Below are 19263 nucleotides of genomic sequence, written 5' to 3' on the forward strand. Positions count from 1 at the left end.
GCGGTTGAATGGTCCCGCCCCGCACGACCCCAACCGCAACATCGAGGAGCCTTCGTGGACCACGAGCACATGGGAGAAGACCTGGCCGAGGTCCTGCTCACCGAGGAGCAGATCCAGGCCCGGCTCGCCGAGCTCGCAGAGGAGATCTGGGCGGACTACGAGGGCAGGGAGTTCCTGCTCGTGGGCGTCCTGAAGGGTGCCGTCGTCGTCATGGCCGACCTCATGCGCGCGCTGCCCGGCACCGCCCCGATGGACTGGATGGCCGTGTCGTCCTACGGCAGCGGCACCAAGAGCTCGGGCGTGGTGCGCATCCTCAAGGACCTCGACACCGACATCAGCGGCCGCCACGTGCTCATCGTCGAGGACATCATCGACTCGGGCCTGACCCTGTCGTGGATCAAGTCCAACCTCGAGTCGCGCAAGCCGGCCTCCGTCGAGATCTGCACGCTGCTGCGCAAGCCCGACGTCGTCAAGGTGGACATCCCGGTCAAGTACGTCGGTTTCGACATCCCCAACGAGTTCGTCGTCGGCTACGGCCTCGACTACGACGAGAAGTACCGCAACCTGCGATGCGTCGGCACCCTCGCACCGCACGTCTACGCCTGAGCAGGAGACCGCATGACCTTCTCCATCGTCGCGCGCCACGGTGACGCCTACGGCGTGGCCGTCGCCAGCAAGTTCCTCGCCGTCGGGGCGGTGGTCCCCGACGCCCGCCTCGGCGTCGGTGCCGTCGCGACGCAGTCGTTCGCCCGCTTCGCCTACCGCGAGGAGCTGCTCGCCCGCCTCGCAGCGGGGGAGGGGGCGCAGGAGGCCCTGGCCGCTGCCACGGCGCTCGACGAGGGCCGCGAGACCCGACAGGTCGGCGTCGTCGGCACCGGCACGGCCGCCACCTTCACCGGCTCCGAGTGCAACGCCTGGGCCGGGGGCGTCGCGCGCGAGGAGGGCGACACGGCATACGCCATCCAGGGCAACATCCTGACCGGGCCCGAGGTCGTCGAGGCCATGGAGGGCGCATGGCGCGAGTCGGCCGGCCGGCCGCTCGCCCAGCGCCTGCTCGCCGCGCTCGTGGCCGGGGACGCCGCCGGCGGCGACTCCCGCGGGCGCCAGAGCGCCGCCCTGTATGCCGTCGAGCCGGGCTCCGGCTACGACGGCTGCGGCGTGCTGGCCGACCTCCGCGTCGACGACCACTCCGACCCCGTCACCGAGCTCGGGCGGCTGCTGTCCGAGTGGGAGATGTACTTCGGCAAGCCCGAGGACGTCCAGCCGCTCGACGGCGCTCTGGCCGACGAGGTCCGCGAGCGCCTGGCTCGTGCCGGCTTCGAGGGCGGGGACCTGGCCACGGCGCTGGCCGACTGGGCCGGCAACGCCAACTACGAGGCGCGCCTGACCTCCGACGGCATCGACCGCCGGGTCCTGGAGGCCCTGCGCGCCGCCACGGCCTGACCTGCTGCGCCCACTCCACCGTGCGTCGCTCCGTGCTGTGGGTACGCAACGCTGGACGGAGTGGTTGGTCACGGGCCCGCCGCATGCGGAACACTGGTAGTCCCCCGGTCGTTGTGCCGGTGGACCAACTCACCGGACGAGCAGGAGGACCGGGGCCGACGGCCCCGCACGTACATGGACGCTAAGCGGATTCTGCGCACCCCACTGTTGTGGATCTTGGTCCTCATCAGCGCGCTCGTCTTCGGCATGATGTTCTCCGAGTCCGGCCCGCCCCGGATCGACACCTCGGCCGCGATGACGCAGATCAACGACGGCAACGTCGAGTCGGCCAAGCTGCTCAACAACGAGCGCATGGAGCTGACGCTCAAGACGCCCTACACCTCGCCCGACGGCACGGTGAAGGACGCCAAGACGGTCTACGCGTACTACGTGGACGCGCGTGGCGGCCAGGTCGTGCAGGCGCTCAACGCCAAGGCACCGCCCAAGGGCGTCGACGACCAGATCGACCAGCCGAGCTGGTTCGGCTCGTTCCTCTTCTCGGTGCTGCCGGTCATCCTGATCCTCGGCCTCTTCTGGTTCCTCATGGGGCAGATGCAGGGCGGCGGCAACCGCGTCATGCAGTTCGGCAAGTCGCGCGCCAAGCTCGCCACCAAGGACACCCCGAAGGTCACCTTCGCCGACGTCGCCGGCTGCGACGAGGCGATCGAGGAGCTCCAGGAGATCAAGGAGTTCCTCCAGGAGCCCGCGAAGTTCCTCGCCGTCGGCGCCAAGATCCCCAAGGGCGTGCTGCTCTACGGCCAGCCCGGCACCGGCAAGACCCTCCTGGCGCGAGCGGTCGCCGGTGAGGCCGGCGTGCCGTTCTACTCGATCTCCGGCTCGGACTTCGTCGAGATGTTCGTCGGTGTCGGCGCCAGCCGCGTCCGCGACCTGTTCGAGCAGGCCAAGGCCAACGCGCCCGCCATCGTCTTCGTCGACGAGATCGACGCCGTCGGTCGCCACCGCGGCGCCGGCATGGGCGGCGGCCACGACGAGCGCGAGCAGACCCTCAACCAGCTGCTCGTCGAGATGGACGGCTTCGACGTCAAGACGAACGTCATCCTCATCGCGGCGACCAACCGCCCCGACATCCTCGACCCGGCGCTGCTGCGCCCCGGCCGCTTCGACCGGCAGATCGCCGTCGACGCCCCCGACATGATCGGTCGCCACCGCATCCTCGAGGTGCACGGCCAGGGCAAGCCGATGGCCGCCGACGTCGACCTGCTCGCCGTCGCCCGCCGCACCCCCGGCTTCACCGGCGCCGACCTGGCCAACGTGCTCAACGAGGCCGCCCTGCTGACGGCCCGCAGCGACAAGAAGGTCATCGACAACCCGGCGCTCGACGAGGCCATCGACCGCGTCATCGCCGGCCCGCAGAAGCGCACGCGCATCATGTCGGCCAAGGAGCGCAAGATCACGGCGTACCACGAGGGTGGCCACGCCCTCGTCGCCGCGGCGCTCAACCACACCGACCCGGTGACCAAGGTGACGATCCTGCCGCGCGGCCGCGCCCTCGGCTACACGATGGTCATGCCGATCGACGACAAGTACTCCACGACGCGCAACGAGATCCTCGACCAGCTCGCCTACGCCCTCGGTGGCCGCGTCGCCGAGGAGATCGTCTTCCACGAGCCGACCACCGGTGCCAGCAACGACATCGAGAAGGCCACCGGCATGGCCCGCAAGATGGTCACCGAGTACGGCATGTCCTCGCGCGTCGGTGCCATCAAGCTCGGCCAGAGCAACGGCGAGGTCTTCCTCGGCCGCGACATGGGGCACCAGCGCGACTACTCCGAGGAGATCGCCCGCGTTGTCGACGAGGAGGTCCGCAGCCTCATCGACGCGGCCCACGACGAGGCGTACCACGCCCTCAACGCCAACCGCGACCTTCTCGACCAGCTCGTCCTCGAGCTGCTCGAGAAGGAGACGCTGAACGCGCACGAGCTCGCCCAGCTCTTCTCCCCGGTCGTCAAGCAGCCCGAGCGGCCGACGTGGCTCTCGTCGCAGACGCGCCAGCTCAGCGACCGCCCGCCGGTCCTGACGCCGGCCGAGATCGCCGCGATCAACGGCTCCAACGGCCAGAACGGCCACCTGCCGCCGCCGGTGCCGGCCGACAAGGCCCTCGAGGGCAAGATCGACGAGGCCGCCGCCGTCGGTGCGCACCCGCTCGCCGAGGAGCACCCCGCCGAGCAGGTCATCGAGGTCCCGGAGGACGGTCGCGTCAACCCCGACGAGAAGAGCTGACGTGCCGATCGACACGGCGCGCGCCGAGGCGGCGGTGCGCGAGCTGCTCCTCGCCATCGGCGAGGACCCCGAACGTGAGGGGCTGCTCGACACCCCGGCCCGGGTGGCCCGCTCGTTCGGCGAGATCTACGCCGGTCTCGACATGGAGGCGGCCGACGTGCTCGGGACGACCTTCGAGATCGACCACCAGGAGCTCGTCATCGTGCGGGACATCGAGCTCTACAGCACGTGCGAGCACCACCTCGTGCCCTTCCACGGGGTGGCGCACGTCGGCTACATCCCCAGCAACGACGGCCGCGTCACCGGCCTCTCCAAGCTGGCCCGGCTCGTCGAGGTCTTCGCCCGGCGCCCGCAGGTCCAGGAGCGGCTGACGTCCCAGATCGCCGACGCCCTCGTCGAGCACCTCGACGTGCAGGGCGTCATCGTCGTCGTCCAGGCGGAGCACCTGTGCATGTCCATGCGCGGCATCCGCAAGCCGGGCGCGAGCACCATCACCTCCGCCGTGCGCGGGCAGCTGCGCGACCCGGCGACTCGAGCGGAGGCGATGGCGCTGATGCTCGAGGGCAACAAGTGACGGCGAGCGACCCCTCCACAGCAGCACGCCTCCTGCCGGCGACGACACAATGTCGCCCATGAACGCGCCGGCGCCCGCACACCGCCACGTCCCCGACGAGAGGCCCGACGCCGCCACCCTCCTGGGTGTGCAGGACCGCACCCTCGTCATGGGCGTCGTCAACGTCACCCCCGACTCCTTCTCCGACGGCGGCGAGTGGTTCGAGCACGACGCCGCGATCGCCCACGGTCGCGAGGTGCTCACCGCGGGTGCCGACATCGTCGACGTCGGGGGTGAGTCGACGCGCCCCGGCGCCGGCCGCCCCTCCGTCGAGGAGGAGCTGCGCCGCGTCGTCCCCGTCGTGGCCGCGCTCGCCGCCGAGGGCGCCGTCGTGTCGATCGACACGATGCGCGCCTCCGTCGCCCGGGCTGCCGTGGACGCCGGCGCGACGATCGTCAACGACGTGTCCGGCGGCCTCGCCGACCCCGAGATGGTGCCCTGGGTGGCCGCGAACCGCCTGCCGTTCATCGCGATGCACTGGCGCGGCCACAGCACCTCCATGCAGTCCCGCGCGGTCTACGACGACGTCGTCGCCGAGGTGCTGCAGGAGCTCGGGCAGCGGCGCGAGGAGCTGCTCACCGCCGGCATCGAGCCGGAGGCGCTCGTGCTCGACCCGGGCCTCGGCTTCGCCAAGAACGCCGACCACAACTGGGCCCTGATGGCTGCGCTGCCGGTGCTCCACGACCTCGACCAGCCGATCCTGCTCGGGGCGTCGCGCAAGACCTTCCTCGGGCGGGTCGGTCGCGCGGAGGGCGCCGCCCCGCGGCCGGCCGCCGACCGGGACGTCGAGACCACGGCGACATCCGTGATGGCCGCCATGGCGGGCCTGTGGTGCGTCCGCGTCCACGACGTCGCCTCCACCGTGCGGGCGCTGTCCGTGGTGCAGGCCGCGCTCGACCACGCTCCCGAGGACCTGGGCGACGACCTGCAGGAGGACCACGCCTGATGGCCGACCGCATCGTCCTGCAGGGCGTCTCGGCCCGGGGCCACCACGGCGTGCTCGACGTCGAGAAGCGCGACGGCCAGACCTTCCTGGTCGACGTCACCATGTGGTGCGACCTGCGGCCGGCCGGGCGCTCCGACGACCTGGCTGCCACCGTCAACTACGCCGAGGTCGCCGACGCCGTCGTCGCGCGGATCACCGGTCCCTCCTTCGACCTGATCGAACGCCTGGGCGAGGTCATCGCCGACGACGTGCTGCGCCACGACCTCGTCGACTCCGTCGAGGTCGTCGTGCACAAGCCGGAGGCCCCCGTCGGCCAGCCGTTCACCGACGTGCAGGTATGCGTGCAGCGCGTGGGCGGCGCCCATGTCGCCGTGGCGCTCGGGTCCAACCTCGGCGACCGCGGGCAGACGCTGGCCGCAGCGCTCGAGGCCCTGCGCGACCTGCCGGGACTCACCGTGACGGCTGTGTCGTCGCTCGTCGAGACCGACCCCGTGGGCGGTCCGGAACAGCCGCCGTACCTCAACGCCGTCGCGGTGGGGCGGGCCACGCTGTCCCCGGCCGAGCTCCTCGCGGCCCTGCACCGCATCGAGGCCGACCACGACCGCACCCGCGCGGTCCGGTGGGGTCCGAGGACCCTCGACCTCGACCTGCTGCAGTACGGCGCGCCGGGGGCAAGCCGCGAGGTCGTCAGCGACGACCCGGCCCTCCTGCTCCCGCACCCGCGTGCTCACGAGCGCGCCTTCGTCCTCGTGCCGTGGGCCGACGCCGACCCGCGGGCGACGCTTCGCGTGGGACCCGGGGACGGCGGAATACGGCCCGTGGCGGACGTCCTGGCCGACCTCGACCGATCGGGCGTGCGGCCCGGTCCCGAATGGGAGCAGCAGTGAGACCCCACTCCGGCATCCGTGCCACGACGCTCGTGCTCGCGGCCGTCGCCATGACGGTGCTCGCGTGGCTGCTGCTGCGCTGGCTCGCCTCCGGCGGCAGCTCCGTCCCCGACCCGGGCTGGGTGGGCGGTGTCGCCATGGTCTTCCTCGGTGCGGCCCTGCTGGTCGGGGGCTGGCAGGTGCGCAAGGTCCGCGACGGGCTCCCGAACCCCGCGATCACGCCGCTGCGCGCGGCGCGCACCCTGGTCCTGGCCCAGGCCGGCGCCCTGACCGGCTCGGTGCTCGTCGGCTGGTACGTCGCCAACGTCCTGGTGCTGCTGCCCGACGCCGACGTGGAGTCGCAGCTGGCCCGCATCTGGGCGTTCGGCGTGCACGCCGTCATCGCGCTGCTGCTGGCCGTCGCCGGCATGGTGGTGCAGAGCTGGTGCCGGCTCCGCCCGCGCGACGACGAGGACGAGAACGGCTCCGACCGCACCTGACGCCCGTTCTGGCGCAACGAACCTCCGTGGCGTGGTGTCATCAACGACATGCAGCCACAGGGGACACGCACCGGGTCAGCTCGTCCCTCGGACGACGCAGAGCGACGGCGTCGGGTCCGTGCGTCCGTCAGCGGCACCGGGGCGCTCCTGCTCGCCGCGACGGGACTGCTCGCGGCCTCCGGCACGTCGGCCCCGTCGCCCGGACTGCCGGGTGGTGCGGCGACGAACGTTCTCGCAGGAGGCCTCACCGACGCGCCCGACGCCACGGACGTGCCGGGCCAGAGCGGTGTCGTCGCACCCCTCGCGCCGGCGCCACCGGACTTCGCCCGCCGGGCAGCGGTGGTGGCCGACGCGGTCCGTCGGGCCGGGGTGCCCACGGTGCCCGCGGTCCCGGTGCTCCTGTCCGGCTGGGCCCTGGACCTCGGGTTCGACACCGACGAGCAGAAGATCGCCTGGAACGCGCGCAAGGTCGATCTGGCCCCGGGAATCCAGGCCCACACGACCGGGACCGGAACCATGACCAGGACGATCAGCACGACGACCTCGGGGCAGGCCACCCGGTCCGTGGGCGTCATCGGTCCCCGCGAGGCGCTCGACCGGGCCCTGCGCGCGGACTCCGATGCCCCCGGCAGCTGCGAGGGCGTCCCAGCCTCCTGCCGGCTCGTGGTCACCCGGGCGGTGCGCGCCGATGCGCCCGTCAGGACGAGCACGGGCGACGTGCGGCTGCCCGTCTGGCGGCTGACGATCGACGGTCTCTCGCACCCGGTCTCGGTCGTCGCCGTCGTGGACGGCGCCCTGGAGTGGCACCTGCCCGGGTCGGTCCAGCCGCTTCCGGGCCTGCCCGAGCCTGCACCCCTCGTCCACCCGGCCGACCGGCTGATCGCCGTGAGCGGCTCGACGGTCGAGGTCGGGATCGGCGGCGGTGCCTGCGACGTCGACCTGGCCGCCCATGTCCTCGAGCTCGACGACATGGTCGTCGTCGGCGGTACCTCGCAGCCGAACGGGCAGTACACGGCATGCCCGTCGAGCTACGTCTCGAGCACCGCCCGGCTGCAGCTGGCGCGGCCGCTGGGCTCCCGGCCGGTCATCGACGTCGTCTCGGGACGGCCCCGGATCCTGGGCGTCCCGGCGTACTGACCCACTCAGGTCGTGCCGGAGACGGTGGCCTTCGATGTGTGGGACGTGGGCGTCGTGGACGTCGTCGTCGGCACCGAGGGTGGCTTCGGCGGCCCGTCCGGGCTCGTGGTGCGCGTCGGCCACGGCGGCGGGACGGTACTCACCGTGTCCTCGTCGGAGCAGGCCGCCGCGAGCGTGATCGCCGCCGTGATGGCGGCGACGGCGACCCCGCGAAGCGCAGTCTCGCGTGAGCCCCGGGCGGACGGCATACGGCCCCTCACTTGTCCACGTCCCCGACCACGAAGAACATCGACCCCAGGATCGCGACCATGTCGGAGATGAGCTGCCCGGGCAGCATCTCGGAGAGCACGCTGATGTTGTTGAACGAGGCGGAGCGCAGCTTGAGGCGCCACGGCGTCTTCTCCCCGCGCGAGACGAGGTAGTAGCCGTTGAAGCCGAGCGGGTTCTCGGTGGCGCAGTAGATCTCGCCCTCGGGGACCTTGAGCACCTTGGGCAGCTTGACGTTGATCGGGCCCTGAGGCAGCTGCACGAGCCGGTCGAGGCACGCCTGCGCGAGGTCGAGCGAGACGTGGACCTGTTCGAGGAGCACCTCCAGACGAGCGAGGCAGTCACCGGCCGTCCGGGTCACGACGCGCCCGGGGCCCTTGTCGCCGAAGAGCTCGGCGTAGGCGAGGTAGGGGGCGTCCCGCCGCAGGTCCACGTCGAGCCCGCTGGCGCGGGCGATGGGGCCGGACACGCCGTACGCCTGGACGGTCTCGCGGGAGAGCACCCCGACACTGCGCGTGCGCGCCTCGAGGATCTCGTTGCCGACGACGAGGCGCTCGAGGTCGGGAAGACGCCCCCGCACGTTGGCGATCGCCTTGTCGACCCGGCCCATCCAGCCGGCCGGGAGGTCCTCCTTGAGGCCGCCGACGCGGTTGAACATGTAGTGCATCCGCCCGCCGGAGACCTCTTCCATGACGGCCTGCAGCTCCTCGCGCTCGCGGAACGCGTGGAAGACCGGGGTGATCGCGCCGAGCTCCAGCGGATAGGACCCCAGGAACATCAGGTGGTTGAGCACCCGGTTGAGCTCGGCCAGCGCGGTGCGCGCCCAGACGGCCCGCTCGGGCACCTCCATGCCGAGCATGTGCTCCACGCCGAGCACGACGCCCAGCTCGTTGGAGAAGGCGCTGAGCCAGTCGTGGCGGTTCGCGAGCACGATGATCTGGCGGTAGTCGCGCACCTCGAAGAGCTTCTCGGCCCCGCGGTGCATGTAGCCGATGATCGGCTCGGCGGTGACGATCCGCTCGCCGTCGACGACGATCCGCAGCCGCAGCACGCCGTGCGTGGCCGGGTGCTGCGGGCCGATGTTGAGCACCATGTCCGCCGTGGCCAGGCCACCGGCGCCCACGCCGACCGTCAGGGCCTGGCGCGAGGGCGGCGACGAGGCGGTGGTCTCCGTCATGCGCCCGAGCCTACGGCCCGCACGGCGGGCGTATGCCGTGTGCCTCCTCGCTGCCCACCGCTCGGACCCCTGCTCCGTCGCGTCGCACCCGGTGGGGCACAGTTGGAGCGTGAGCTCGATGACGGTCCCGCACGCGCACTTCAACCTGTCCGACCCGGCATTCGTCGCCGACCCCTACCCGGTGCTGGCGCAGGCCCGCGGGACGGCGCCGATCGTGTGGCACGAGGGGCTCGGGCTCTGGGTGACGACGACGCACGCCGCGGCCAACGACGTGCTGCGCGACCGGCGGCTCGGGCGGATCTTCCGTCCCCGCACCACGTCGGACGACGACCGGTGGACGGTGTTCGACTGGTTGCACGCCGACTCGATCCTCGACTCGGAGCCGCCGAAGCACACCCGGCTGCGCCGACTCGTGGCCGGCGCCTTCAACCGCGGTCACATCGAGCGGCTGCGGCCGCGGGTCGAGGAGATCGCGGGCGACCTGCTCACGGGCCTGGAGGCGCGGCTCGACGCCGAGGGATCCGTCGACGTCATCGAGGGCTACGCCGAGCCGCTGCCGGTCCTCGTCATCTGCGAGCTGCTCGGCGCGCCCACGTCGGACTGGAAGCGGCTGCGCGACTGGTCGCAGGCGATCGTCCGGATGTACGAGGTGGCGCCGTCTCCCGAGGCGCAGCGGCAGGCACAGCAGGCGTGTGACGAGTTCGCCTCGTACGTCGAGGCGCTCGCGGCCGAGCGGGTCGAGCACCCGGGCGACGACCTGCTCACGGCGCTGGTCGAGGAGCGCGACGGCGGCGACCGGCTGTCACGTCGTGAGCTCGTCGCCACGGTCGTCCTGCTGCTCAACGCCGGGCACGAGGCCAGCGTCAACGGCTTCGGCAACGGCCTGGCCTCGCTGCTCGCAGACCCGGCCCAGCTGGAGGTCGTCCTCGACTCGCTCGACGACGACGACGCGGTGGCGCGCCTCGTCGAGGAGATGCTCCGGCACGACTCACCCCTGCACCTGTTCGAACGCACCGCCACGACCGACGTCCAGGTGCACGGCGTGACCGTCCACGAGGGGCAGAAGGTGGCGGCCCTGCTCGGGGCGGCCAACCGCGACCCCGCCGTGTTCGCCGAGCCCGACCGGTTCGACGCCGCCCGCGAGCCCAACCCGCACCTGGCCTTCGGTGCCGGCATCCACTTCTGCCTCGGCGCGCCGCTCGCGCGGATGGAGCTGCAGATCTCCGTACGTGCCCTGCTCCGGCGCAGCGGCCCGGTCCGCGTCGTCGAGGCCCGGCGACGACCGACCTTCGTGCTTCGCGGCTACGAGCGTCTCGTCGTCCAACGCCTCGGCGGGTCCTGACCGGACCGCGGCAGATCGCTGGGACGCCCGGCCACCGATCAGGGGGTCGGCGTGGTCGACTGGGAGCACCGACCGAGGAGGAGCCCATGGGTGAGCTGACGCCGTACATCTGTGTCCAGGACTCCCGCGCGGCGATCGAGTGGTACACCCGTGTGCTGGGAGCCCGCGTCAGTGTCGACCCCATCGTCATGGACGACGGCCGCGTCGGTCACTGCGAGCTCGAGGTCGACGGCGCGCGCTGGATGATGTCCGACGCCTTCGAGTCGGCGGGCGTCGCGCCGCCGGACCCGGCGCGTGGGAACTCGGTGTCCCTGCACCTGGAGGTGGCCGACTGCGACGCCGTCGCCGCGTCGGCCGTGGCCGCCGGAGCGGTGCTCGACCGTGGGCCGCAGGACAACCCGGGTGTCGGGCGGCTCGCGGTGTTCCACGACCCGTTCGGCCACCGGTGGTTCCTCAACCAGCGGCTGCCCCAGCCCGACTGACCGGACCGCCGCCTGCCCGGCCGGAGCCGGGCGGTCGGGCAGGGGTGAAGGCGTCAGCCCCGCTTGCTGGCGTCTGCCTCGCGGCCGCGCAGCAGGAGGAAGCCGCCGATCCCGAGGAGGACGACCGTGCCGACGATGGTGAGCAGGACCGGCACGAAGATCGAGTTGCCCGCGTCCTCGCTGCCCGCCGCCGGCCGCACGTGCACCGTGGCAGCGGCGGTGGCGGTGGACCCGTCGAGCCCGATCGCCGCGTGGAAGGAGAACGTGCCGGTGACGGGGTGGCCGTCGTCGGAGGTGACGCGGTAGGAGACGGTGTAGTCGCCCGCCGGCGCCGACGGCGACAGGGCCTGCGACACCACGCGGTCCGCGACCGTCGGCGCGCCGGACGACACCGGGCCGGACGGGCCGGTCACGACGACCTGCGACCCGATCGGCAGCGGCGCCTCGGAGAAGGTCAGCGTCACCGCCTCGGGGAGGTGCGTGATGCTCGTGCCGTCGGCCGGGTTGGTCTGCTCCAGGACGTCGTGGGCGAAGGCGGTGGTCGGCACGCGCACGAGGAGGCCGAGGGCGAGCAGTGCGGAGGCCAGACGACGCATACCTTCAGGCTACGGGGTGCTCGTCGACGCGTTTCAGGGCCCACCAGAAGCCGCCGAAGCCCTGGCGGTCGAGCAGCCGGGCCTCGGCACCGGTTTGCTCCAGCGCAGCCAGGTAGGCGAGGGGTTCCGCCCGCGCGAGCGCGTGCGGCGGGGTGGCGCCCGTGACCCCGAGGGCCTGCAGGGCCTCGCGCTGCGTGCTCACCTCGTCGGCGTCCAGGCTGTCCATCGCCACGTGCGCGGTCACGTCGCACGTGCCGTCGGGCACCGGCGTGGTCTGCTGCCCGTGGGCGTATGCCGTCAGCGTCCCCCCGCTCGGACGTCTCCCAGCCGTGTGGCCGTAGTCGACGGCCAGCAGCGTGCCCGAACGCACGCGCGAGACGAGGTCGGCCCAGGCGCGGTCACGCGCGAGCCCCACCTCGATGCGCTCGCCGGGGGTGGTCGCCGGCCAGTGGGCTCGCAGCCACGCCTCTTCGTCGTCGGTGAGGGGTGCGCCCAAGGTCTCCTCGCCGGTGTCGGGGTCGACGAGGACGGTGCGCGCGGTGCCGCTCGCGTCGACCTGCGCCACCGTGCAGGGCACGACGTCGAGCCACTCGTGCGCGACGACGAGGGCATCGCGCAGGTCGGTCAGCTCCGGAGGGAGAGTCTCGCCGCCGGGGGAGCGCTGCCACTCGACGCGCTCGTCGAGGCCCTCCGGCCGGTCCACGACGTCGACCGCCACGACCCGCGTCGTCGCGTGCGCGGGCCTCCCGGTCCCGCCGCTGGGTCGAGGTCCTTCGTCGTGGCCGGGCGCGACGGCATACCTCGACTCGTCGAGCGCCAGGTCGGCGAGGGCGCGGACGAGGTGGCTGGCGAGCTCGCCGCGACCGGCGCCGACGTCGACGACCACGGCCGGCAGCTCGTCGTGGTCGCGCAGCCACAGCCGCAGCAGGGCCGCCGCGAGGGCTGCCCCGGTCGGGCCGTGCGTCGCGGTGGTGAAGTGGGCCGCCGGCCCGCCGCGGGTGACGTAGAAGCCCCGCCCGGCGGCATACAACGCCCGGTGCCATGCCTCACGCCACGGAAGGGGACCCACGCCTCGGGACTGTAGGCGATAGCGTGCCGTGCGTGAGCAGCCCCTCCGAACGTCCTGCGCGCTTCGACGTCGGCATCGTGGGCGCCGGGAGGGTCGGCGCCGTCCTCGGAGCGGCCCTCCAGCGAGCGGGCCACGTCGTCACCGGTGTGTCGGCGGTCAGCGAGGCGAGCCTCGAGCGCGCCGCGACGCTCCTGCCCGGTGTCCCGGTCAAGCCGGTGCCCCAGGTCGTCGCGGGGGCGCACCTCGTCGTGCTGGCCGTCCCGGACGACGCCCTGGCCGACCTCGTCGCGGGACTCAGTGCGACCGGCACCTTCACCCCCGGCCAGCTCGTCATGCACACCTCCGGCGCGCACGGCCTCTCGGTGTTCGAGACCGCCGCCGACAGCGACATCGTCCCCCTGGCCCTGCACCCGGCCATGACGTTCACCGGCACGGCCCTCGACCTCGACCGCCTGGCCGACTGCTGCTTCGGGGTGACGACGAGCGACCTCGCGCGCCCGCTGGGGGAGGCCCTCGTCATCGAGATGGGGGGCGACCCGGTGTGGGTGGCCGAGGAGGACCGCGTCACCTACCACGCCGCCCTCGCGCACGGCGCCAACCACCTCGTGACGCTCGTGGCGCAGTCGATGCAACTGCTCGCAGAGGCGGGCGTGGGCGACCCGGCTCGGGTGCTGGAGCCGCTCCTGACAGCCGCGCTCGCCAACACCCTCCAGCGGGGTGACGCAGCCCTCACCGGGCCGGTGGCGAGAGGCGATGCCGGTACGGTGGCCGAGCACGTCGCGATGATGCGCACGGTGGCGCCGGACATCCGCCCGACCTACCTGGCACTGGCCCGCGCGACGGCGCAGCGCGCGCTGCTGAGCGGCCGCCTCCGGGCGGACGTCGCCGACCCGCTGCTCCAGCTGCTCGCGCACGAGGAGGACCAACCGTGACCGCCGCCCAGCCAGCCGCCCAGCCAGCCGCCCAGCCTGCACCTCCGACGCCGGTCCTGGCCCGCACCCGCGACGAGCTGCGCGACGCCCGAGCGCGTCTCGACGACGGCGACGTCGCCGTGGTGATGACGATGGGTGCCCTGCACCACGGCCACGCGACCCTGATCCGGCGGGCGCGGGCCGCGCACCAGCACGTCGTCGTCACGATCTTCCTCAACCCCCTGCAGTTCGGGCCCAAGGAGGACCTCTCGCGCTACCCGCGCACCTTCGACGCGGATCTCCAGATCTGCACGGAGGCCGGCGTCGACCTCGTCTTCGCCCCGACGCCCGACGTCGTCTATCCCGAGGGCGACCCGGGCGTCCGGATCTCGGCCGGTCCCCTCGGCGACGTCCTCGAGGGCCAGTCCCGGCCCGGGCACTTCGACGGCATGCTCACCGTCGTCGCCAAGCTCATGCACCTGACCCGGTGCAGCGCGGCCTACTTCGGGCAGAAGGACGCCCAGCAGCTGCTGCTCATCCGACGCATGTGTCGTGACCTCGACTTCCCCGTCCGTGTCGTGTCCGTGCCGACGGTGCGCGAGCAAGACGGCCTGGCGATGTCGAGCCGCAACACCTACCTGACGCCCTCCGACCGCGAGACGGCCCTCTGCCTGTCGGCGGCCCTGCGCGCCGGCGCTGCGGCCGCGACAGAAGGCCCCTCCGCCGTACGCCGCGCCGCCCGGACCGTTCTCGTGCGAGAGCCGCTCGCCCTCGTCGACTACCTCGTCCTCGTCCACCCGGACACGCTCGAGGACGTGCCGGAGTGGTACCGCGGCGAGGCCCTCCTGGCCGTGGCCGGCCGGGTCGGGACGACGCGCCTCATCGACAACCTGCCCGTCCTCGTCGGGCCGGGCGGCGGCGCCCTCGAGACCTTCAGCCAGCCGTGAGGGCCGCACCCGCCCGGGGCGCGGGCGGCATACGGCATCGGGCGCGAGCGGGCACCTCCCGTAGGGCACGATGTGACGTGGCCCGGCGGCGTCGGCGTGCAGACTCCCGCCGCGACCGGTCGACAGCACGAGGCACCACCACCAGACTGAGAGGCCAGGCGTATGCCGCAGAGCGGGCTCCCCGACGTGAGCATCCCCCGACGCCTGAGCGCCCCCGCGCCCGGCTGGACGACCACGGCCGATGTCATCGTCGTGGGCTCCGGCATCGCGGGACTCACGACGGCCCTGCGGCTGCGGCGCCGCGTCGACCGCGTCCTGCTCGTCACGAAGACGGTGCTCGACGAGGGCTCGACGGCCTGGGCGCAGGGTGGCATCGCCGCCGTCATGTCGCCGGAGGACAGTCCGGCCGAGCACATCCACGACACGCTCGTGGCCGGTGTAGGGCTCTGTGACGTCGACGCGGTGCACGCGCTCGTGACCGAGGGCACCGACGCGGTCTGGGACCTCATCGCGCTCGGCGCCGACTTCGACAGGGGCGACACCGGCAAGATCTCGCTGACCCGCGAGGGCGGCCACCACCGCGACCGCATCCTGCACGCCGGCGGCGACGCCACGGGGCGCGAGATCAGCCGGGCCCTCATCGCCGCGCTCGACCGGGTGCGCGACGACCCCGGCATCGAGGTCATCGAGCACGCCCTCGTCGTCGACCTGCTCACCGACGCGGACGAGCGGGTCTGCGGCGTCACCCTGCACGTCATCGGCGAGGGCCAGGTCGACGGCGTCGGCGCAGCCCACGCTCGCGCCGTGGTCCTGGCGACCGGCGGGCTCGGCCAGATCTACGCCTCGACGACCAACCCGTCCGTGGCCACGGGTGACGGCATGGCGGCTGCCCTGCGAGCCGGCGCCGTGCTGGCCGACCTCGAGTTCGTCCAGTTCCACCCGACCGTGCTGTGGCTCGGTGAGGGCTCGCGCGGCCAGCAGCCGCTCATCTCCGAGGCGGTCCGCGGTGAGGGCGCCTTCCTCGTGGACGAGGCGGGGGAGCGGTTCATGCAGGGCCAGCACCCGCTCGCCGACCTCGCGCCGCGCGACGTCGTGGCCCGCACCATCATCACGCGGATGCGCGAGACCGGCACCGACCACGTCTACCTCGACTGTCGCCACCTCGGCGCCGAGTTCCTCGAGCACCGGTTCCCCTCGATCGTCTCCCGCTGCCGCGAGCTCGGCTTCGACCCCGCGACGCAGCTGCTGCCCGTCGCGCCGGCGCAGCACTACGCCAGCGGGGGTGTGCGGACCGACCTGCGGGGGCGCTCCTCCCTCGAGGGGTTGTACGCGTGCGGCGAGACCTCGTGCACCGGCGTGCACGGCGCCAACCGCCTCGCCTCCAACTCCCTGCTCGAGGGCCTCGTCTTCGGGCGCCGGATCGCCGACGACCTCACCGCCCGCCTCGGCGTCGGCGAGCTCCCGGAGGCGACCCCCGCGGCGGCCACGGGCGAGCCGGAGCTGGTCGGCAGCAAGCGGCGCCTCGACATCCAGCGCGCCATGACCGCCGGCGCCGGCACCGTGCGGTCGGCCACCTCGCTCGCCGCCACCGAGCAGGCGCTCGGGGCCCTCGCTGAGCTCGCGGCCGCGGAGGACGCCGACCAGCAGGGCGGCCCCCAGAGCTGGGAGACCACCAACCTGCTCCACCTCGGCCGCGCGCTGGCGTATGCCGCCGCGCTGCGTGAGGAGACCCGTGGCGGTCACGTGCGGGAGGACTTCCCGAGCCGGGACGACGAGCACTTCCTGCACCACGTGCACCTGCGGCGGTCGGGCGCCGGGGTGCTCACGGCCGAGGTCGTGCCGGTGCCGCGGTCGAACCTCGAGGGCCTCGACCTCGACGGCTCGATGCCGGTCGACGTCCTGGACGAGGACCGCGCGGACTCGGAAGGAGCGGTCGGCGCGAGTCCGGCTGTGCGGCATACGAACTCGGTGGACGGACCGGAGGAGACGGCGTGAGCGACGATGGGCTGAGCGGGTTCCCGCACGCGTGGGCGCGGGAGCTGGTGGCGGTGGCGCTGCGCGAGGACCTCGGTCCGGAGGGGCTCGATGTCACCACCCTGGCGACCATCCCGGCCGAGCAGACGCGCACTGCCGAGATCGTCGCCCGGGCGCCCGGTGTCGTCGCGGGCGTGCCGGTGATCGGCCTCGTGCTCTCGGCGGTGGCGGCGCAGATCGGCGGCGAGGTGCCGACGGTCGAGGTGGTGAACGACGACGGGGCGCGGCTCGAGCGCGGCGACGTCATCGCCGGCGTCACCGGCCCGACGCAGGTGGTGCTCGTCGCCGAGCGGACGATCCTCAACCTGCTCAGCCGGCTCTCCGGCGTGGCGACGCACACGCGCCGGTGGGCCGACGCGCTCGAGGGCACCGGCGCGATGGTCCTCGACACCCGCAAGACGACGCCCGGCATGCGCTGGCTCGAGAAGTACGCCGTGCGCTGTGGCGGTGGCACCAACAAGCGCATGGGGCTCTACGACGTCGCCATGATCAAGGACAACCACAAGCTGGCAGCGGGCTCGGTCGCGGCCGCGTACGCCTTGGTCCGCGAGCGGTTCCCCGACGTCGACGTGCAGGTCGAGGTGACCACTCCCGCCGAGGCGCAGGAGGCCTACGACGCCGGGGCGCGGTTCGTGATGTGCGACAACATGGACCTCGACGTGCTGCGCGAGACCGTCGAGCTGCTCCGCGCCGCAGGCGAACCCGTCGAGATCGAGGCCACGGGCGGCATGACCCTCGAGGTGGCCCGCGACTACGCCGAGACCGGCGTCGACTTCGTCTCCGTCGGCGGCCTGACCCACTCCTCGCCGATCGTCGACATCGCCCTCGACCTCGTCGACTGACGGTTCCGCTACGCAGGTTGCGGCCTGCTCCGCGGTTTCCGGGTCGGTCGGCGCGGCGGGCCGGCCGCACCGGCCAGCAACCCGTGGAGGAGCCAGGACGCCGAGAGAGGGATCAGTAGCGGCGGTGCCAGAGGTTGACGGCGTAGTCGACGCCGGTGGCGTCCGGGTGCTCGGCGAGGATCAGGTCGGCGTGCTCGGGCGCGAACTCGATCCCGACGACGGCCTCGAAGTCCTCGCGCGAGTCGAAGTCCCAGCGGATGTCCAGGCGCTCGCGCTGCCAGCCCTGCCGTTCCCAGAAGCGTTCGACGGCTCGCGGGTCGTAGCTCGGCAGTGCCCGCCGGAACCACTGCCCGAAGGTCGACCGCGTCGCGTCGTTGTCGATGACGAAGGCCGCGCCGCCGCGGCGCATGACCCGCTCGAGCTCGGCGAGCCCCGGCTCGCACCCCGGCCCGAAGAAGTAGGCCCACCGGGCGTGCGCCACGTCGAACGAGCCGTCGGGCACCCCGATCGAGGCGGCGCCCTCCTCGCGGACGGAGACGGACGGCATATCCGAAGTCCGTTCTGCTGCAAGGGATGCCAACGGAGGGTGCGGCTCGACACCGACGACGGACCGTGCGTCCTGCGCGAAGTGGGGCAGGTGGAAGCCGGTGCCGCACCCGATGTCGAGGACGTCGCCTCCCGTCCAGTCGAGCACCGACCGCATGGCGTCCTCGATGACGTGGGTGCGGTCGACGCCGCGGTTCTCGATCTCGTAGACGTCGGGCGTCTCCCAGATGTTGGGGGAGGGGATCGTCTCGCTCATCAGGCCCGCTTCCGGGCCGACGTCGGGCCCGGAGCCGGGCGCGCGGCACCGCCCTGCGCCTCGAGCGTCGCCGGGTGCACGAGCAGCGGCAGCAGCTTGCGCACGCCACGCGCCCGGACCGCCTTGACCTGCGCGAGGTGGGCCTCGGCGCGGATGGCCAGCTCGGCATAGGCCTCCGGGCCCATCAGCTCGACCAGCTCGGGCGCGTTGGACCGGTAGACCGGCTCGCGCCCGACGTGCGCCTCGGGGTTCCCGGAGCAGTACCAGTCGAGGTCGTGGCCACCGGGCCCCCAGCCTCGCCGGTCGTACTCCGTGATCGTGATCTCGAGGTAGCTGGTGTCGTCGGGCAGCTCGACGGTGCGGAACGTCCGCCGGATCGGCAGCTGCCAGCACACGTCCGGCTTCATCGTGTGCGGCTCGACGCCGCTGAGGATCGCGTGCTGGTGCAGGGCGCAGCCGGCGCCGGCGGGGAAGCCGGGACGGTTGAGGAAGATGCAGGCGCCGTCGACGACCTTGGTCTTGCGGGCCCCGTCCTCCTTCTCGGTCCAGTCGTCCTTGGTGCCGGTGGCGGTGCCGACGGAGTGGTACTCCCACTCGTCCTCACCGAGCTCCTCGACGGCCTTCTCGACGCGCTTCCAGTCCTCCTTCTCGGTGAAATGTGCACCGAGGGTGCAGCAGCCGTCGTCGGGCCGGCCGGCGTAGATGCCCTGGCAGCCGTTGCCGAAGATGCACGTCCAGCTGCTCGTGAGCCACGTCAGGTCGCAGCGGTAGCGCTGCCCCGCATCGGCCGGGTCGGTGAACTCGACCCACACGCGGGGGAGGTCCAGGGGTGCTTCAGCCACCGGATCACCCTACGTCCCGACGTGGCTCCCCGGCCCGGGGCTGCCCGCTCCGTGAGCGCCCGGCCGGCTCGCGAGGCGTGCGTATGCCGTGTGCCCCCTCCCAGCCCCCGGTGCCACTGTGCCCGCGTCCGCTCAGGCGTCCCGGGCCCACGGAGGCACGGCGCTAG

Annotated in this window: 20 protein-coding genes; 14 read left to right on the forward strand and 6 right to left on the reverse strand. The window is 72.9% G+C overall.

What is annotated here, in order from left to right; translation table 11 throughout:
- Positions 1-54: 54 nt before the first annotated feature.
- From hpt to ABD194_RS02135, 8 genes are all read left to right on the forward strand, one after another.
- Positions 55-606 (forward strand): hypoxanthine phosphoribosyltransferase, encoded by a 552-nt coding sequence (hpt, locus tag ABD194_RS02100; RefSeq protein WP_343986765.1) that lies wholly within the window; start codon positions 55-57, stop codon positions 604-606.
- Positions 607-618: 12 nt separating this feature from the next.
- Positions 619-1443, forward strand: a complete 825-nt coding sequence (locus ABD194_RS02105) for a DUF1028 domain-containing protein (protein ID WP_343986768.1) — start codon at positions 619-621, stop codon at positions 1441-1443.
- A 174-nt stretch (positions 1444-1617) separates the two neighbouring features.
- Positions 1618-3723 (forward strand): ATP-dependent zinc metalloprotease FtsH, encoded by a 2106-nt coding sequence (gene ftsH / locus ABD194_RS02110; protein ID WP_343986771.1) that lies wholly within the window; start codon positions 1618-1620, stop codon positions 3721-3723.
- A 1-nt stretch (position 3724) separates the two neighbouring features.
- Positions 3725-4297 carry a GTP cyclohydrolase I FolE gene (gene folE, locus ABD194_RS02115; RefSeq protein ID WP_343986774.1) on the forward strand — a complete coding sequence of 191 codons (573 nt, stop codon included), beginning with the start codon at positions 3725-3727 and terminating at the stop codon, positions 4295-4297.
- A 58-nt stretch (positions 4298-4355) separates the two neighbouring features.
- Positions 4356-5282: a dihydropteroate synthase gene (folP, locus tag ABD194_RS02120; protein WP_486388605.1), complete on the forward strand. Its 927-nt coding sequence runs from the start codon at positions 4356-4358 to the stop codon at positions 5280-5282.
- A complete protein-coding gene (gene folK, locus ABD194_RS02125; protein WP_343986777.1) occupies positions 5282-6169 on the forward strand; it encodes a 2-amino-4-hydroxy-6-hydroxymethyldihydropteridine diphosphokinase in 888 nt (295 codons plus the stop codon). The genes folP and folK overlap by 1 nt, the downstream gene beginning before the upstream one ends.
- The gene (locus tag ABD194_RS02130) at positions 6166-6648 is read left to right on the forward strand and encodes a DUF3180 domain-containing protein (protein WP_343986780.1); all 483 of its coding nucleotides are present in this window, start codon (positions 6166-6168) and stop codon (positions 6646-6648) included. Before folK ends, ABD194_RS02130 begins: the two co-directional genes overlap by 4 nt.
- A gap of 48 nt (positions 6649-6696) precedes the next feature.
- Entirely contained in the window at positions 6697-7785 is a 1089-nt protein-coding gene (locus ABD194_RS02135; RefSeq protein ID WP_343986783.1) for a hypothetical protein, read from the forward strand.
- A 5-nt stretch (positions 7786-7790) separates the two neighbouring features.
- On the opposite strand, the gene ABD194_RS02140 is transcribed toward ABD194_RS02135, so the two are convergent.
- Positions 7791-8033 (reverse strand): hypothetical protein, encoded by a 243-nt coding sequence (locus ABD194_RS02140; RefSeq protein WP_343986786.1) that lies wholly within the window; start codon positions 8031-8033, stop codon positions 7791-7793.
- Positions 8034-8041: 8 nt separating this feature from the next.
- Positions 8042-9229, reverse strand: coding sequence for an NADH-quinone oxidoreductase subunit D (locus ABD194_RS02145; protein WP_343986788.1), 1188 nt, complete (start codon positions 9227-9229; stop codon positions 8042-8044).
- Between the two features lie 118 nt (positions 9230-9347).
- Between ABD194_RS02145 and ABD194_RS02150 the strand changes: the two genes are divergently transcribed.
- Both ABD194_RS02150 and ABD194_RS02155 read left to right on the forward strand, forming a co-directional pair.
- Positions 9348-10571, forward strand: a complete 1224-nt coding sequence (locus ABD194_RS02150) for a cytochrome P450 (protein ID WP_343988176.1) — start codon at positions 9348-9350, stop codon at positions 10569-10571.
- A gap of 86 nt (positions 10572-10657) precedes the next feature.
- Complete coding sequence (locus tag ABD194_RS02155; protein ID WP_343986790.1) at positions 10658-11053, forward strand: VOC family protein; 396 nt, start codon at positions 10658-10660, stop codon at positions 11051-11053.
- Positions 11054-11106: 53 nt separating this feature from the next.
- Here ABD194_RS02155 and ABD194_RS02160 read toward each other — a convergent pair whose 3' ends face one another.
- Both ABD194_RS02160 and ABD194_RS02165 read right to left on the reverse strand, forming a co-directional pair.
- The gene (locus ABD194_RS02160; protein ID WP_343986792.1) at positions 11107-11649 is read right to left on the reverse strand and encodes a copper resistance CopC family protein; all 543 of its coding nucleotides are present in this window, start codon (positions 11647-11649) and stop codon (positions 11107-11109) included.
- Positions 11650-11653: 4 nt separating this feature from the next.
- Positions 11654-12718 carry an SAM-dependent methyltransferase gene (locus tag ABD194_RS02165; protein WP_343986794.1) on the reverse strand — a complete coding sequence of 355 codons (1065 nt, stop codon included), beginning with the start codon at positions 12716-12718 and terminating at the stop codon, positions 11654-11656.
- Positions 12719-12741: 23 nt separating this feature from the next.
- On the opposite strand from ABD194_RS02165, the gene ABD194_RS02170 reads away from it, so the two are divergent.
- The 4 genes from ABD194_RS02170 (at position 12742) to nadC (ending at position 17452) form a co-directional block, all read left to right on the forward strand.
- Positions 12742-13650 (forward strand): Rossmann-like and DUF2520 domain-containing protein, encoded by a 909-nt coding sequence (locus ABD194_RS02170; protein ID WP_343986796.1) that lies wholly within the window; start codon positions 12742-12744, stop codon positions 13648-13650.
- Positions 13647-14576 (forward strand): pantoate--beta-alanine ligase, encoded by a 930-nt coding sequence (gene panC, locus ABD194_RS02175; RefSeq protein WP_343986798.1) that lies wholly within the window; start codon positions 13647-13649, stop codon positions 14574-14576. The genes ABD194_RS02170 and panC overlap by 4 nt, the downstream gene beginning before the upstream one ends.
- A 162-nt stretch (positions 14577-14738) precedes the next feature.
- Positions 14739-16571 (forward strand): L-aspartate oxidase, encoded by a 1833-nt coding sequence (locus ABD194_RS02180; protein ID WP_343986800.1) that lies wholly within the window; start codon positions 14739-14741, stop codon positions 16569-16571.
- Positions 16568-17452: a carboxylating nicotinate-nucleotide diphosphorylase gene (gene nadC, locus ABD194_RS02185; RefSeq protein WP_343986802.1), complete on the forward strand. Its 885-nt coding sequence runs from the start codon at positions 16568-16570 to the stop codon at positions 17450-17452. Before ABD194_RS02180 ends, nadC begins: the two co-directional genes overlap by 4 nt.
- Before the next feature lie 112 nt (positions 17453-17564).
- On the opposite strand, the gene ABD194_RS02190 is transcribed toward nadC, so the two are convergent.
- Together ABD194_RS02190 and ABD194_RS02195 are read right to left on the reverse strand one after the other, a co-directional pair.
- On the reverse strand, positions 17565-18254 hold the full coding sequence (locus ABD194_RS02190) for a class I SAM-dependent methyltransferase (protein WP_343986804.1): 690 nt from the start codon (positions 18252-18254) through the stop codon (positions 17565-17567).
- Positions 18254-19096, reverse strand: a complete 843-nt coding sequence (locus ABD194_RS02195; protein ID WP_343986806.1) for a DUF3109 family protein — start codon at positions 19094-19096, stop codon at positions 18254-18256. Before ABD194_RS02195 ends, ABD194_RS02190 begins: the two co-directional genes overlap by 1 nt.
- Between the last annotated feature and the right edge of the window lie 167 nt (positions 19097-19263).

This window comes from Terrabacter terrae (assembly GCF_039529575.1).
Taxonomy (GTDB): Bacteria; Actinomycetota; Actinomycetes; order Actinomycetales; family Dermatophilaceae; genus Terrabacter; species Terrabacter terrae.